Origin of the sequence: Streptomyces albicerus (assembly GCF_008905045.1) — a bacterium.
Classification (GTDB): domain Bacteria; phylum Actinomycetota; class Actinomycetes; order Streptomycetales; family Streptomycetaceae; genus Streptomyces; species Streptomyces albicerus.
Genome location: NZ_VWMY01000019.1, coordinates 1 through 15080 on the forward strand (window position 1 = coordinate 1; position 15080 = coordinate 15080).

14 protein-coding genes and 1 pseudogene are annotated in these 15080 nt (G+C 69.3%); 9 read left to right on the forward strand and 6 right to left on the reverse strand.

What is annotated here, in order from left to right:
• The 3 genes and pseudogenes from GAS53_RS18230 to GAS53_RS56355 form a co-directional block, all read left to right on the forward strand.
• The coding region (locus GAS53_RS18230) for a cation:proton antiporter domain-containing protein (protein ID WP_151478684.1) at positions 1-888 on the forward strand (888 nt) is incomplete at its 5' end.
• A gap of 226 nt (positions 889-1114) precedes the next feature.
• Positions 1115-2407, forward strand: a pseudogene (locus tag GAS53_RS56350) (SLC13 family permease); the annotation flags it as partial.
• A gap of 291 nt (positions 2408-2698) precedes the next feature.
• Positions 2699-3175, forward strand: a complete 477-nt coding sequence (locus tag GAS53_RS56355) for a CBS domain-containing protein (protein ID WP_225858986.1) — start codon at positions 2699-2701, stop codon at positions 3173-3175.
• A gap of 16 nt (positions 3176-3191) precedes the next feature.
• Here the strand turns inward: GAS53_RS56355 and GAS53_RS18245 are convergent, their stop codons facing one another.
• The 3 genes from GAS53_RS18245 to GAS53_RS18255 form a co-directional block, all read right to left on the reverse strand.
• Entirely contained in the window at positions 3192-3656 is a 465-nt protein-coding gene (locus GAS53_RS18245) for a hypothetical protein (protein ID WP_192583162.1), read from the reverse strand.
• Between the two features lie 367 nt (positions 3657-4023).
• The gene (locus GAS53_RS18250; protein ID WP_151478687.1) at positions 4024-5424 is read right to left on the reverse strand and encodes an aldehyde dehydrogenase family protein; all 1401 of its coding nucleotides are present in this window, start codon (positions 5422-5424) and stop codon (positions 4024-4026) included.
• A 79-nt stretch (positions 5425-5503) separates the two neighbouring features.
• Positions 5504-5914, reverse strand: coding sequence for a MarR family winged helix-turn-helix transcriptional regulator (locus GAS53_RS18255; protein WP_225858974.1), 411 nt, complete (start codon positions 5912-5914; stop codon positions 5504-5506).
• A 207-nt stretch (positions 5915-6121) separates the two neighbouring features.
• On the opposite strand from GAS53_RS18255, the gene GAS53_RS18260 reads away from it, so the two are divergent.
• From GAS53_RS18260 to urtE, 6 genes are all read left to right on the forward strand, one after another.
• Positions 6122-7234, forward strand: a complete 1113-nt coding sequence (locus GAS53_RS18260; RefSeq protein ID WP_151478689.1) for a substrate-binding domain-containing protein — start codon at positions 6122-6124, stop codon at positions 7232-7234.
• 285 nt (positions 7235-7519) lie between these two features.
• On the forward strand, positions 7520-8746 hold the full coding sequence (gene urtA / locus GAS53_RS18265; protein WP_151478690.1) for an urea ABC transporter substrate-binding protein: 1227 nt from the start codon (positions 7520-7522) through the stop codon (positions 8744-8746).
• A 74-nt stretch (positions 8747-8820) separates the two neighbouring features.
• Positions 8821-9717 carry an urea ABC transporter permease subunit UrtB gene (urtB, locus tag GAS53_RS18270; protein ID WP_151478691.1) on the forward strand — a complete coding sequence of 299 codons (897 nt, stop codon included), beginning with the start codon at positions 8821-8823 and terminating at the stop codon, positions 9715-9717.
• Positions 9714-10865, forward strand: a complete 1152-nt coding sequence (gene urtC / locus GAS53_RS18275) for an urea ABC transporter permease subunit UrtC (protein ID WP_151478692.1) — start codon at positions 9714-9716, stop codon at positions 10863-10865. The genes urtB and urtC overlap by 4 nt, the downstream gene beginning before the upstream one ends.
• Positions 10862-11638 (forward strand): urea ABC transporter ATP-binding protein UrtD, encoded by a 777-nt coding sequence (urtD, locus tag GAS53_RS18280; RefSeq protein WP_151478693.1) that lies wholly within the window; start codon positions 10862-10864, stop codon positions 11636-11638. The genes urtC and urtD overlap by 4 nt, the downstream gene beginning before the upstream one ends.
• A gap of 7 nt (positions 11639-11645) precedes the next feature.
• Complete coding sequence (gene urtE, locus GAS53_RS18285) at positions 11646-12341, forward strand: urea ABC transporter ATP-binding subunit UrtE (protein WP_151478694.1); 696 nt, start codon at positions 11646-11648, stop codon at positions 12339-12341.
• A gap of 43 nt (positions 12342-12384) precedes the next feature.
• Here the strand turns inward: urtE and GAS53_RS18290 are convergent, their stop codons facing one another.
• The 3 genes from GAS53_RS18290 to GAS53_RS18300 form a co-directional block, all read right to left on the reverse strand.
• On the reverse strand, positions 12385-13590 hold the full coding sequence (locus GAS53_RS18290; RefSeq protein WP_151478695.1) for an RNA polymerase sigma factor: 1206 nt from the start codon (positions 13588-13590) through the stop codon (positions 12385-12387).
• 38 nt (positions 13591-13628) lie between these two features.
• Complete coding sequence (locus GAS53_RS18295; RefSeq protein ID WP_151478696.1) at positions 13629-13982, reverse strand: YciI family protein; 354 nt, start codon at positions 13980-13982, stop codon at positions 13629-13631.
• Between the two features lie 141 nt (positions 13983-14123).
• Positions 14124-14831 carry a nucleotidyltransferase domain-containing protein gene (locus GAS53_RS18300; protein ID WP_151478697.1) on the reverse strand — a complete coding sequence of 236 codons (708 nt, stop codon included), beginning with the start codon at positions 14829-14831 and terminating at the stop codon, positions 14124-14126.
• Between the last annotated feature and the right edge of the window lie 249 nt (positions 14832-15080).

Below are 15080 nucleotides of genomic sequence, written 5' to 3' on the forward strand. Positions count from 1 at the left end.
GTCGGCGCGGTCCTGGCCCCGACCGACCCGGTGTTCGCCTCCGCGATCGTGGGCCGCAAGGAAGTCCCCGCGAAACTGCGGCAGCTGCTGAACGTGGAGAGCGGCATCAACGACGGGCTCGCCCTGCCAGTCGTCCTGATCTTCATCGCCGCGGCCGGACCCACCTCCGGACACGCCGAGGCCTCCCTGCCGAAGATCGGGCTGGAACTGGTCCTCGGCATGGTCTTCGGCATCGTGCTGCCGCTGGCCGTGATCGGCCTCGTACGCTTCCGGCTGCTGGGCGCCGAGCCCAAGCTGCAGCCACTGCTGCCGCTGGCGATCGGCGTGACCCTGTACGCCGTGTGCCACCTCACCCACGCCAACCCCTACCTTGCCGCGTTCTCCGCGGGCGCGGTCCTCACCGCCTACTCCCCGGAGGCGAAGACGGCGTTCGAGCCGCTGGGCGAGGCGCTGGCCGAGCTGGCGAAGTTCGCGGCGCTGCTGGTGTTCGGCGCGCTGCTCACCCCGCAGCTCTTCGGGGACCTGTCGGTGGGCGGCTACATCGTCGTCGTCCTCGCCATCGTCCTGATCCGCCCGGCCTCGCTGCTGCTCTCGCTGATCGGCACCCGGTTCACCCGTCAGGAAAAGCTGGTCGCCGCCTGGTTCGGGCCGAAGGGCTTCGCCTCGGTGGTGTACGGGCTGCTGGTGCTGCAGGCCGGGATCCCCCAAGGCGAGGAAGCGTTCACCCTCATCGCCGTCTGCATCGCCGTCTCGATCATCGCGCACAGCAGCACCGACGTGCCGATCGCCCGCCTGTTCCACGTCGACGACCTGGCCGACGTGCCCGCCGCCCGCCAGGACCAGGACACCGCCCGCCCCACCAAGGAGACCGGCCATGTCGGCGCGTGAACTTGCCGAGTCCAACCCGTTCGTGACCACGGACAACGCCACGGACGCGGCGGCCCCGCTGCCGGCCGCTGGTCGTCAGGCCCGACGCGGGCATGCCGCAGACCTTCGCGCTCATGGCCCGTGCACATAGTCCGCTGGTCGCCGTCGTCGTACGAGACGACGACCAGGTCCGGCCGGTAGGCACCATCACGGCCGTCCACTTCATGGAACAACTCATCGGAGGATTGTGAACGGCTGGCAGAGCTGGGCCGCGATCGTCGTCTTCGTGGCGACGTACGGCCTGATCATCAGCGAGAAGATCCACCGCGTGGCGGCCGCGCTCGGCGGCGCCGCGCTGATGCTGGCGATCGGCGCCACCGACGACAAATCGGCCTTCTACTCCGAGCACAGCGGCGTCGACTGGAACGTCATCTTCCTGCTCATGGGCATGATGATGATCGTCGGCGTGCTGAAGAAGACCGGCATGTTCGAGTACCTGGCCATCTGGTCCGTCAAGCGGGCGAAGGCCAAACCGTTTCGCGTGATGGTGATGCTGATCGTCATCACCGCACTCGCCTCGGCCCTGCTCGACAACGTCACCACCGTGCTGCTCATCGCCCCGGTCACGCTGCTGGTCTGCGAGCGTCTCGCCCTCCCGGCGGCGCCGTTCCTGATCGCGGAGGTCTTCGCCTCCAACGTCGGTGGCATGGCGACTCTGGTCGGCGACCCGCCGAACATCATCATCGCCAGCCGGGCCGGGCTCACCTTCAACGACTTCCTGGTCCATCTCGCCCCGCTGTCCGCGGTGTTGATCGTGGTGCTGATCGCGCTGTGCCGCTTCCTGTTCCGCAAGACGTTCGTCTACGACGAGGCGCGCGCCGAGGAGATCATGGCGCTGGAGGAGCGCGAGGCCATCAAGCACCCGCGGATGCTCGTCCAGGGCCTCGTGGTACTCACCCTGGTCGTCGTCGGCTTCGTGCTCCACCCGGTCCTGCACTACGAGCCGAGCGTGGTCGCCCTATTGGGCGCGGGCCTGCTCATCGCCGTCTCCACCGCGGAGACCGGCGAAGTACTCGGCGAGGTCGAATGGCCCACCCTGGCCTTCTTCGCCGGCCTGTTCATCATGATCGGCGGACTGATCGAGACCGGCGTCATCGGCGAGGTCTCCACCGCCCTCGCCGACGCGATCGGCGACAACGAACTCGGTGGCTCGATGCTGCTGCTCAACGCCTCCGCCGTGCTGTCCGGCATCGTCGACAACATCCCCTACGTCGCCACCATGGCCCCGATCACCAGCGACCTTGTCGAGGCGATGGGCGGCTCCGGCGACCACGTCATGTGGTGGGCCCTCGCCATCGGCGCCGACCTCGGCGGCAACGCCACCGCCATCGGCGCCTCCGCGAACGTCGTGGTCCTCGGCATCGCCGAGCGCAACCGCCAGCCCATCTCCTTCTGGCAGTTCACCAAGTACGGCCTCGTCGTCACCGCCATCACGGTGGCCATCTCCGCCGGATACGTATGGCTGCGCTACTTCGCCCTCNCTGGCAGTTCACCAAGTACGGCCTCGTCGTCACCGCCATCACGGTGGCCATCTCCGCCGGATACGTATGGCTGCGCTACTTCGCCCTCACGTGACCAGGACATGACGGGCAGTGTGATCGTGCCTTCACTCGCTCCGGCCTCGTCACCAGCCCGGCGCACACCTGCATGGCGGTCGTCTCACGGCACCCGCGGGAGACGCGGCGTAAGTTTCGTGTCAATGACCTGGCCCGCGTCCCGAATGCATACGACGCTGAGGACAGGAACGTTTCCAGCAGATGAGGAGCCGGTCGTGCGCGCACGTGACCTGGCGGTCGGATACGAAACGGTGAGCGTCGACACCGACGCCCTGGAAGCAGCCCGGCTCATGGCCGAACACAAGCTGCCCGGACTGCTGGTGCTCGACGAGCAGGGCGAGCCGAAGGCGATCCTGCCCGCCTCCCAAATGATCAAGGTGCTGGTACCCGCCTACGTGATCGAGGACCCCACGCTCGCCGCGGTCGTCGACGAGAAGCACGCCGACCGGCTCTGCCAGGCGCTGGCCGGGCGCCGCGTCGGCGACTGCCTCTCCAGCAAGGCGACCCCGCCGCCGATCGCCGACCCCGACGACACCGCGCTCGAGGTGGCCGCACTGATGGCACAGGTGCGCAGCCCACTGGTGGCGGTGGCGGAGCGGGCCAAGGACGGCACGCACCTGCTGGGTGTGATCACCGCCTCGCACCTGCTCCACGAACTGCTGAGTGCTACGGGAACGATCAACACCAAGTGACGGCGGTCCGGGCACCTCACTTCCCTCCGGGGGCTGAGGCCCCACGGGCCGGGTGGCGGGCCGTGGGCTTGGGCACTAGGTGGCCGGGGTCGGTCTCCGCGGGCCGGGGCGGCGCGGGTTCATCGCGGAAGAGGCGGTGCAGCGGCCGTACGAACAGGCGGGTCAGCCCCCAGGCGGCGAGCAGCGCCCCGAACGGCGTCGCCAGGCGCAGCAGACCTCCAGTGATCCCTTCGGGAACGAACGCGCCCAGCAGGATCGCCGCGCCCAGGCCGAAGAGCCAGGCGAGTGCCGTCAGCAGCGAGAACGCGACCGTCACCGGCACCCCTCCCATGCCCCAGGTGTCCAGCTCCACGTCGGTGTTGAAGCTGTCGGTCCCGGCGACCCCGACAGCGACCAGAAGCCAAAAGCACACGACCACGACAAGGGCGGCCGTGAACAGGATGGTGGGCAGGCCGGTTGCGGCCACGAGAAACGTCCGCATGTCCCAGCCCCCCTCCTGCACGCGGTGCGCACCGGACGGCGCACAACCCTTCCGGCCCCGGCGCGAACACCCACCGGTGTCCGGCACCGGAACCTTCCGTTGTGCTCCCCGCGAGCCATGGTGCACGGCCGGACCACGCCCACGCATTGCCGGTTCCCGGCAGTGTTTTCCATGGCCTGCTGCTGGTGGGCCGCTGACAAACCGTCACCGGCACGTCGAGAAGCGAGCTGCCGTGCCCGGACCGGGAGATCCTGGAGCAGTGCCTTGACGGGTGCCTCCTGTCGCGCAGGCGGGCGCGGGACGGCCAGTCCGGCGACGACACGCGAAGCCTGTGCGTAGTCCAGGAATCCTGTGCGGGGCGCCCGGTTCAGCTCAGCGGCTTCTCCAGCACCGCCTTGCGGTGGCTGAACGTCTCGATCGAGTAGCGGCCGTGGTAGTTGCCCATGCCGCTCTCGCCGACCCCGCCGAACGGCAGGTCGGAGACGGTGAGATGAGCGAGCGGCATGCCGAAGCCGAGGCCGCCGGAGGACGTTTCGGCGGCCAGGCGCTGCCGGGTGGTGTCCGACTCGGTGAAGACGTACAGGGCGAGCGGCTTGTCGCGGTCGTTGATGAAGTCGACGGCCTCGTCCAGGCCGGACACCGTCACGATCGGCAGGACCGGGCCGAAGATCTCCTCTCGCATGACCGGCGAAGCGGGGTCGACGTCGGCCAGGACGGTCGGCGCGATGTACTTCGTGGCGCGGTCGCTGTCGCCGCCGACCACGACACGGCCGGAGCCGAGCAGCCCGCTGAGCCGGTCGAAGTGCCGCTCGTTGACGATCCGGCCGTACTCGGCGGAGGTCGCCGCGTCGGATCCGTACAGCGTCTCGACAGCCTTGGCCAGTGCGGGCTCCAGGGCGCGGGCCGTCTCCGGGTCGGTCAGTACGTAGTCGGGCGCGACGCAGGTCTGCCCGGCGTTGAGGAACTTGCCGCGGGCGAGCCGGTCGGCGACGACGGACAGGGCGGCATCCCGGTCGACGAACGCCGGGGACTTGCCGCCGAGTTCGAGGGTGACCGGCGTGAGGTGCTGCGCGGCGGCTGTCATGACGATGCGGCCGACGGTGCCGTTGCCCGTGTAGAAGATGTGGTCGAAGCGCTCGGCGAGCAGGGCCGTGGTCTCGGGGATGCCTCCCTCGACGACGGCGACCGCGTCGCTGTCGAGGTACCGCGGCAGTAGCCGCGCAAGGATCGCGGAGGTGGCCGGAGCCAGCTCGCTGGGCTTGGCGACCACCGCGTTGCCCGCGGCGAGCGCACCGACCATCGGCGCGAGCAGGAGCTGCGCAGGGTAGTTCCAGGGGGCGATGACCAGGACGACGCCGAGGGGGTCGTACTGGGTCCAGGCCGTCGCGTCGTCGCCGAGGTGCGCGGGGACGGGAGCGGGCTCGGGGCGCAGCCAGCCGTCGAGGTGCTCCAGGGTGTGGTCGATCTCCCGTACGACGAAGTTGATCTCCGTGCGGAAGGCCTCGGTGTAGCTCTTGCCCAGGTCGGCACGGAGGGCCGCGGCGAGGTCCTCGCCGTGTGAGGTGAGCATCTCGCGCAGGCGGTGCAGCTGGGTCGTGCGCCACTCGACGGGCTTGGTGCGGCCGGAGCGGAAGGTGGCGCGCAGCCTGGCCACGACGTCGGCGGGCTGCTCGGGGGTGGGCTGGTTCACGGTGCCTCGCTGGTCGGGGCGGGCTGGTCGCCCGCGTACGGTGCATCGAGCCGCAAGCTCGATGTATATGCCAACCATTTATACGGCATCACGAATTCCGCGCCGCGCGACATCCTTGCCCGTGGGCCTCGTATCAGGCCGAGAACTCCGCGATCACTCACACGGAGGATTCCGCCGACGCCCCGTCGAGCGTGTCCACCAGCCGGTGCAGCAGTCCGCGCAGGAGATCGTCGTCGCCCTCGCTCAGGACGGGCCACTGGGTGCGGACCTCGCGGTCGACGCGACGCCAGTAGGTCTCGCCGCGCGGGGTGAGGTGGGCGAGGATGCGTCGCCGGTCGAGGGGGTCGACGCGCCGGTAGACCAGGTTCTGGTCGACGAGGTGGTCGACCAGCTTGGTGAGGGTCGCGGGTGGCAGGAACGCCGCTTCGGCGACCGCCGTCATCGGGTGGCCCGCGCCGTCGGAGAGCAGGGAGAGTACGCGCCAGGCGTCGAGCGAGCAGTCGTGCTCCTCCAGGGCGGCCTGGAGCCGGCGCGCGGCCAGTCGCTCGGCCCGCGCCAGGAGATGCATGAGGTCCTGAGACCGACGCGGAGGTGGGGTCGGCATCCTTCTCCTCGTTCCCGGGGGTCAGGACATCGTACAAGTCCCGCTTCCCACAAGGATCTCCCACAACTGCCGCCGCAGGCGCGCCCCGCATCCCGAGATCTGCCGCCGCACGCGCGGACCGCACCCCGAGACGGATTGGAGTTCACCGGGCGTTCCCGGAATCATGCCCTCATGGTCCGGCTCGACCCGCATCCGCTCGACTGGTTCACGGCCGACGACTCGGTCGTCAGCGTGGCGCTGGTGTTTCCCATGCAGGGCGCCGCAGGAATCTTCGGGCCCACCTGCGAGTTGTGCGCGCGGCTCGCCGCGGAGGAGGTCAACCGCTCGGGCGGGGTGCTCGGCAAGGAGCTGCGGCTGCTGCCGGTCGACGGCGGCGCCGACCCGCGGCAGATCGCCGAGAACGTCGAGGCACTGGTGGACCTCGGCATCGTGCAGGGCGTCACCGGCTGGCACATCTCGTCCGTACGCCAGGCGCTGGCCCCGCGGATCGCCCATCGGGTGCCCTACGTGTATACGGCGCTGTACGAGGGTGGCGAGCACACGGCAGGGGTCTTCCTCACCAGCGAGACTCCGGACGACCAACTGCGGCCCGCCATGCGCCTGTTGGCCCGTGAGCACCGGGTGCGCCGCTGGTTCGTCGTGGGCAACGACTATGTGTGGCCGCGCCGTACGGCCAGGGCGGCACACCGGTATGCGCGCGAGTCGGGCGGCGATATCCGGGCGGAGGCGTATCTACCGCTCGGCACCCATGACTTCGACGCGGTGCTGCGGCGGATCGAACGGTCGGAGGCGGACGCCGTGCTGATGCTGCTCGTGGGCAGTGACGCGGTGCGCTTCAATCGGGCGTTCGCCGCCTCCGGCCTCGACGAGCGGTGTCTGCGACTGAGCACCCTGATGGACGAGAACATGCTGATGGCCAGTGGCCCCACGGCCACCGCCGGCCTCTACAGCACGGCCGGGTTCTTCGCCTCCCTCGCCAATCAGGACACGCTCGACTTCCACGGCCAGTACGCCGGGCGGTACGGAGTCGAGGCGCCGGTCCTCGGCAGCCTCGGCGAATCCTGCTACGAGGGCGTGCTGTTGCTCGCCGCGCTCATCGACCGGGCCAGGACCCTCGATGTCTCCGCGATCGGCGCGGCGGCGGACTCCGTCTCCTACGAGGGCCCGCGCGGGCTGCTTCACCTGCGCGGCAGCCACGTGCGCCAGCGGATCTATCTGGCACGGGCGGACGGTGTGGACTTCGACGTCGTGACCCAGCTGGATCTTCACGAAACCCGGCCTTGACATGTTCCCGCTCCCGCGAAGATACTTCCTACAGGAAGTAATTAGAATGCCTCGGGCGAACTGTGAATTCATGGACAGAATTCCGCCCCGGGCATTTTTTGTTGCCCGCTGAGAGCCGGAAGATACCGCCGGGAAAGTATCGCGAAACGCCGTGGAAACAGGATGACTTGAGGCTGTGGACCGCACTTCAGGAGGAGGTCGTCCTCCCAGCCCGAGGGGGTTCATTTGTCCAGCGGTTCCAGCGGATTCAGCAGTTTCAAGGGGTCCAGGTTTTCCCGACGCCGGGTGACGGCGGGCGCCGCCGCGCTCGCCGCCGTCGTCGCGCTCTCCGCGTGCGGCGCCAAGACCGACGCCGCGGGCGGCTCGTCCGACAAGGCCGCGAAGGCGGACACGAGCGGCGACACCGTCAAGGTCGGCCTGCTCAACTCGCTGTCCGGCACCATGGCGATCAGCGAGGTGACCGTACGCGACTCGCTGAAACTGGCGATCGAGGAGATCAACGCCTCGGGCGGAGTGCTCGGCAAGAAGATCAAACCGATCAGTGAGGACGGCGCCTCCGACTGGCCGACGTTCGCCGAGAAGGCCAACAAGCTCATCAAGGAGGACCGGGTCGTGGCCACCTTCGGCTGCTGGACCTCGGCGAGCCGCAAGGCCGTGAAGCCCGTATTCGAGAAGAACAAGTCCCTGCTGTTCTATCCCGTGCAGTACGAGGGACTCGAGGAGTCTCCGTACATCTTCTACACGGGTGCCACCACCAACCAGCAGATCGTCCCGGCGCTCGACTACCTCAAGAGCGAGGGCAAGAAGAGCATTTACCTCGTCGGCAGCGACTATGTCTTCCCGCGCACCGCCAACAAGATCATCAAGGCGTACGCGAAGGCCAATGGCATGAAGGTGCTCGGCGAGGACTACGCGCCGCTGGGGTCCACGGAGTTCAGCACGATCGCCAACAAGGTGAAGGCGTCGAAGGCCGACGCGGTCTTCAACACCCTCAACGGCGACTCGAACGTGGCCTTCTTCAAGGAGTACAAGTCCGCGGGCCTGACCGCCAAGAGCATGCCGGTCGTCTCGGTGTCGATCGCCGAGGAAGAGGTCAAGTCGATCGGATCGCAGTACCTGGCCGGCCAGTTGACGGCCTGGAACTACTACCAGACGACCACGGGCGAGGCGAACACCGAGTTCGTGAAGGCGTACAAGGCCAAGTACGGCCAGGACAAGCCGACCAGTGACCCGATGGAGGCCGCGTACACCTCGGTCTACCTGTGGAAGGCGATGGTCGAGAAGGCCAAGTCCTTCGACCCGGAGAAGGTGAAGGCGGCCTCGGACGGCATCACCTTCGACGCTCCCGAGGGCAAGGTCACCGTCGACGGCGCGAGCCAGCACATCTACAAGACGGCCCGGATCGGCAAGATCGGCTCCGACGGGCTGATCGAGCAGGTGTGGGACTCCGGCAAGGCGATCAAGCCGGACCCGTACCTGAAGGGCTACTCCTGGGCCTCCGGCCTCTCCTGACCGACCGTCACGCAGGGGCCGGCCTTCTCGGCAACGAGGGTCGGCCCCGCGTCCCGCCTCCCCGGAGCCGCCGCATGACCGTGATCCTCGGTCAGACCTTCACCGGCATCAGCATCGGTGCCGTCCTGCTGCTCATCGCGCTCGGTCTCTCCCTCACCTTCGGCCAGATGAACGTCATCAACATGGCCCACGGCGAGTTCATCATGGCCGGCGCCTACACGACGTACGTCCTGCAGAAGTCCATCTCCGGCGCGGGCCTGTCGCTGCTCGTGGCGCTGCCCGTCGCCTTTCTGGTGGCGGGCGCACTCGGCGCGCTGCTGGAGTGGCTGCTCATCCGCCGCCTGTATCTGCGCCCGCTCGACACCTTGCTCGTGACCTGGGGTGTCTCGCTGATGCTCCAACAGCTCGCCCGGGACATCTTCGGCGCGCCGAACGTGCAGACGCGCGCGCCCGACCTGCTCACCGGGAACATCACCATCATCGGCGGCGACGATCCGCTGACCTTCGCCAACAGCCGCCTGTTCATTCTGGGGTTGGCGATCGCGGCCGTCGTCGCGCTGTCGCTGACCCTGCGGATGACCTCGCTGGGTCGCCGGATCCGGGGCGTCGTGCAGAACCGCGATCTGGCCGAGGTGTCCGGCATCTCCACCGAACGCGTGGACCGGACCGCGTTCTTCATCGGGTCCGGGCTCGCCGGAGTCGCGGGCGTCGCGCTGACGCTGGTGGGTCCGATCGGTCCCACGATGGGCACCAACATCATCATCGACGCGTTCCTGGTGATCGTGGTCGGCGGCATCGGGCAGCTCAAGGGAACGGTGATCGTCGCCTTCGTGCTGGGCGTCCTGCAGTCCGTCCTCGAGTACTCGACCACCGTCAGCGTCGCGAAGGTGCTCGTCCTCGTGGCGATCGTCGCGTTCCTCCAGTGGCGGCCCCAGGGGCTGTACACGCTGCGCACACGGAGCCTCGTATGACCGAACCCACCGCACCCAAAGGAACCACCGTCGTCGCAGAGTGGGTGGTCAAGTCGCCTGTTCTCAAGGGATGTTCGGCCCGGGCCGCGGCCGGATTCGCCGCGGCCGCCGTGGCCCTGTTCGCCCTTGCCCCGCTGGCGCTCTCCGACTTCCGGCTGGGGCTGCTCGCCAAGTACCTGTGCACCGCGATGGTCGCCGTCGGCATCTGTCTGGCCTGGGGCCGTGGCGGACTGCTCACGCTCGGGCAGGGCGTGTTCTTCGGGCTCGGCGGCTACGCCATGGCGATGCACCTGAAGATCGCCGACGCGGGTCCGGGCAACCTGCCCGACTTCATGCAGTTGTACGGCACCGCCACCGAACTCCCGTGGTGGTGGCGGCCGTTCGAGAACCCGCTGTTCGCCCTCGCCGCGACCGTGCTGCTGCCGATGGCCGTCGCCGCGATCCTCGGCTCGTTCATCTTCCGCCGGCGGGTCAAGGGCGCGTACTTCGCGATCCTCAGCCAGGCGCTCACAGCGGCCTTCGCGATCTGGCTGATCGGCCAGCAGGCCACGACCGGCGGCACCAACGGACTCACCGACATCCAGGGCTTCTTCGGCTACGACCTCAACGATCCGGTCAACCAGCGGATGGTGTACTTCGTCATCGCCGCGGCCCTGCTGCTCCTGATCGCCCTCGCCCGGCAGCTGATCCACAGCCGGTACGGCGAACTCCTCGTCGCCGTACGGGACTCGGAGGAGCGGGTGCGCTTCCTCGGCTACAACCCGGCGAACGTGAAGCTCGTCGCGTACGTCGTGGCGGCCGGCATGGCCGGGCTCGCGGGCGCCCTGTTCGTGCCCGCGGTCGGCATCATCTCCCCCGCGATGATCGGCATCGTGCCGTCGATCGAGTTCGTCATCGGCGCCGCGGTCGGCGGCCGGGCGAGCCTGGTGGGCGCCGTGCTCGGCGCCGTTGGCGTCGCTTGGGCGAAGACGGCCCTTTCGGAGGAGTTCCCGGCGGCCTGGACGTACTTCCAGGGGCTGCTGTTCATCGTGGCCCTGGCGTTCCTGCCGGGCGGTCTCGCCTCGCTGGTGGGGATCGTACGGCGGCGCAGGGCGGCGCGCGCCGGCGGAGAACCGTCACCCGCCCTTCCTCTTGGAGAAGCAGCATGAGTGAGCTGTCAGGCCTTGAGATACGCCAACTGCGGGTGTCCTTCGACGGGTTCACCGCCGTCGACGGTGTGGACCTCGACGTGCGGCCCGGCGATCTGCGTTTCCTCATCGGGCCCAACGGCGCGGGCAAGACGACACTCGTCGACGCCGTCACCGGCCTGGTGAAGGCGGAGGGTTCCGTGCTCTTCGGAGGTGACGAGCTGCTAGGGCGGAGCGTGCACAACATCGCCCGGTCGGGGATCGGCCGTACGTTCCAAACAGCCACCGTCTTCGAGGAGTTGACGGTCCTGCAGAACCTGGACATCGCGGCCGGCGCCGGGCGCGGCATGCTCACGATGCTGCGGCGCCGCAAGGGCGTCCCGGAGTCCGTCGGGCGCGCCCTGGAAACGGTCGGGCTCGCGGAGTTGGCCGACAGCCCCGCCGGGACGCTCGCCCACGGGCAGAAGCAGTGGCTGGAGATCGGCATGCTGCTCGTGCAGGACGTACGGCTGCTGCTGCTCGACGAGCCGGTCGCCGGGATGAGCCACGACGAACGGCAGGCCACGGGCGAGCTGTTGGAGCGCATCAGCGAGGATCGGACCGTGGTCGTCATCGAGCACGACATGGACTTCATGCGGTCCTTCGCGCGCAGCGTGAGCGTGCTGCACGCGGGCAAGGTGCTGAGCGAGGGGACGGTGACCGAGGTGCAGGCGGACCCCAAGGTGCAGGCGGTGTACCTCGGGCATGCGGCCGTCCAGGACGCCGAGTTGATACTGGCCGAGCCGGAGGCGTGAGGCGGACATGAAGCTGGAGATCGACGACATCCGGGTCGGCTACCACCGCAGCCTTGTCCTGCACGGAGTCTCCGTCGAGGTACCGGACGACGGCGTCGCCGCGGTGCTCGGGCACAACGGCGCGGGCAAGAGCACGCTGCTGCGAGCGGCCGTCGGACTGCTCACCCCGTCGAGCGGCGCGATTCGTCTCGACGGCGAGGACATCACGCGTCGCAAGCCCCACGAGCGCGTGACGCACGGCATGGCGTACGTGCCACAGGGCCAGCAGGCCTTCCCCCATCTCACGACGGCGGAGAACCTCCAACTGGTCGCGGACGGCCGGAGGCGCGGCAAGGCGGCGATCGCCGAGGCGCTGGACCTGTTCCCGGCCCTGCGGACCCTGTCGAACCGGCGGGCGGGACTGCTCTCGGGCGGCCAGCGGCAGCAACTCGCCATCGCCCGCGCCCTGGTGACGGACCCTCGGATTCTTCTCCTGGACGAGCCGACCGAGGGTATCCAGCCCTCGGTCGTGGCCGAGATCGAAGAGACGATCCTCGCGCTGGCCGCCCGCGGCGGGCTCTCCGTGCTCCTGGTCGAGCAGCACGTCGGCTTCGCGATGCGGGCGGCACAGCGGTACTACGTCCTGGAGGCCGGACGGGTCACGTCGTCCGGGGAGGGGGGCCAGGAGGCCGAGCGGGCGGTGCGGGAGGCGCTCAGCGTGTGAGGGCTGTGAGGGTACGGCCGGTCACTGGGCCGGGCTCGCGGTCTCACCTTCGTACGAGTGCCTTGCGGCGGCGTTCCAGGTAGGCCCGCTCCGCCGTGTTCTCGGTGAGCGCGATGGCCGCTTCGTAGGCACGTACCGCTTCCGTGTCGCGGCCCAGGCGGCGCAGGAGGTCGGCCCGGACGGCGTGGAACGCGTGATAGCCGTCCAGGTCGAGCGCTTCGAGGAGGGCGAGGGCCGTCTTCGGCCCCTCGGTCTCGGCGACGGCGACCGCGCGATTGAGGGCGACCACCGGGCTCGGGGCGAGTGCGGTCAGCTGGTCGTAGAGCTGGCGGATCTGGGCCCAGTCGGTGGCTTCGGCGGTCGGCGCGTCGCTGTGCACCGCGTTGATGGCGGCCTGGATCTGGTAGGGCCCCGGTCGGTTGCGGCGCAGACAGCGGCGTACGAGGGTCTGGCCCTCGGTGATCAGGTCGCGGTTCCATCGGCTGCGGTCCTGCTCGGCCAGCACGACCAGTTCGCCGTCCGGCGTCTCGCGGGCGGGGCGTCGTGCCTCGACGAGGAGCATGAGCGCGAGCAGGCCGGTGGCCTCCGGTTCGTCCGGCATCAGGTCGGTCAGCAGACGGCCGAGGCGTACGGCCTCCGCGCACAGGTCCTCCCGGCCTCCGTACCCCTCGTTGAAGATCAGGTAGACGACGGCCAGCACACCCCGCAGACGGTCCGGGAGGTCGGCGTCGCGCGGGATCCGGTACGGGATGCGGGCATCGCGGATCTTGGCCTTGGCCCGTACGAGGCGCTGGGCCATGGTGAGTTCCGGCACGAGGAAGGCGCGCGCGATCTGTGCCGTGGTCAGGCCGCCGAGGAGCCGCAGGGTCAGCGCCACCTGGGCCTGGGTGGCGAGCGCGGGGTGGCAGCATGTGAAGATCAGGCGGAGCCGGTCGTCGCGCACGGGTCCCTCCTCGGCGGGCGCGTCGTCGGGGGCGTACAGCAGGGCGGCCTCGGCGTGCCGGTCGGCACGCGACGACTCGCGGCGCAGCCGGTCGATCGCCCGGTTGCGGGCGGTCGTGATGATCCAGCCGGCCGGGCTCGGGGGCACGCCCTCCTCCGGCCAGCGCCGCAGGGCCGTCGTGAACGCCTCCTGGACCGCTTCCTCGGCGAGGTCGATGTCGCCGAGGAAGCGGACGAGGACGGCGACCGCGCGGCCGTACTCCGCGCGGAACACCTTCTCGATCTCCGCGGCGGCGGTGGTCTCCATCGGTCTTCGTCCTCCCCACGCGGCAGCGGCGGCCTGCGTCAGTCCTCGGCCTCGCCCATGAAGGGCCGCACCTCGATGGGCAGGGTGGTCGCCAGTGCCGCCTTGCGGCCCCATTCGAGCGCCGCGTCGAGGTCCGGTGCCTTGATCAGGCAGATTCCGCCGAGGCACTCCTTGCTCTCCGTGTACGGGCCGTCGGTGATCAGGACGTCGCCGTCGTCCGGCCGCAGCACGGTGGCCGAGTCCGGTCCGTGCAGTCCCCCGGCGAAGACCCACGCTCCGGCGGCCCGCAGCTCCTGGTGGAAGGTGTCGAGGTTGCGACCGATCTCCGCCAGCACAGCGGGCTCGGGCGGCTCCCCCACCGGCTGCATCACACTGAACAGGTAGTACTTCATGAGGTGTCCTCCTGGGGCGTCGTGCCGGTCTCTCACTACCTACACGAAGGAGAGACCGCCGGATCGACACCGGACATCACGACACCACGGGAATTCTTCTACCGCCCGGACGGCTCCTTCCAGCCGTCTGCCCGGTGGCGGTCACGGCCGCCCTCCTGCCGACGCGTATGTGTAGTAGTGCGCCCGGACCCTGCGCAGCCACGCCTCGACGGGCGCCTCGTCGGGCTCTTCCGGCAGGACGCTGCGTGTCTCGTCGAAGGCCGCCTCGTACCGCTTGAGCAGGGGCAGCGCGGCCATCGCGTCGGCTGCCACCTGTTCGCCGAAGCGGTGGTACTCCTCCGGGTCCTCGACGCGGATGCTGACGCGTCCGGTGGCGTACAGCTCGTAGCCCTGATGGCACAGCCGGCGCAGATGGCGTGCGTGCTTGGCGCTCCGCTTGCGGGTGTCGGCGGAGAAGGAGCCGTCACCGCGGTCGTAGAGCCGCTTGAACTGCTGGGTGGCGTAACCGAGATAGGCGTCACGGACCCGCTTCGCGGAGAGCAACGTCGTGCGCAGGCCGATCAGTTCGTCGCCGAGCGGTGTGCGGACCTCGTACAACTCGTCGGGCAGCCACACCAGTTCCATGACCGTGGGGTTGCCGCTCAGGGCGAGTCGGCACCACTTGGCCGCTTCGTGGAGCGTGCTGTCGGGGGCGGTCGTGACGTGGGACTCCTTCGGCCGGTGCAGGCCGTGGAGGTCTTCGGTGGGGGCGGCGAACATGCCGAGCCGGTCCACGTCCGAGCCTTCGTGGGCCAGGCCGTAGGCGGTGGAGCCGACGATGCCGGACAGCAGGATGTTCGTGGTGGTCACAGCAGTCCCCCTCCCTTGCCTCCGCGCGCGCTTCGTTGTGCGAGCCGGGCGGCTCGCACAAGGTCATCACCCGGGAGGCAGCGGCGTACAGCGATTTTCCGGGGCGCGGAGCGACCGCGCCACGGAGCCGCACGGTCAGCTTGCCAGGCAGGATGTCGGCGAGTCACCGAATAGACACTGAGCGTCGCTATGGGTCCGGCGGCCGGCCACTCCCGCCCCTGCCGACCCGCCGACCTCTACACATAAAGA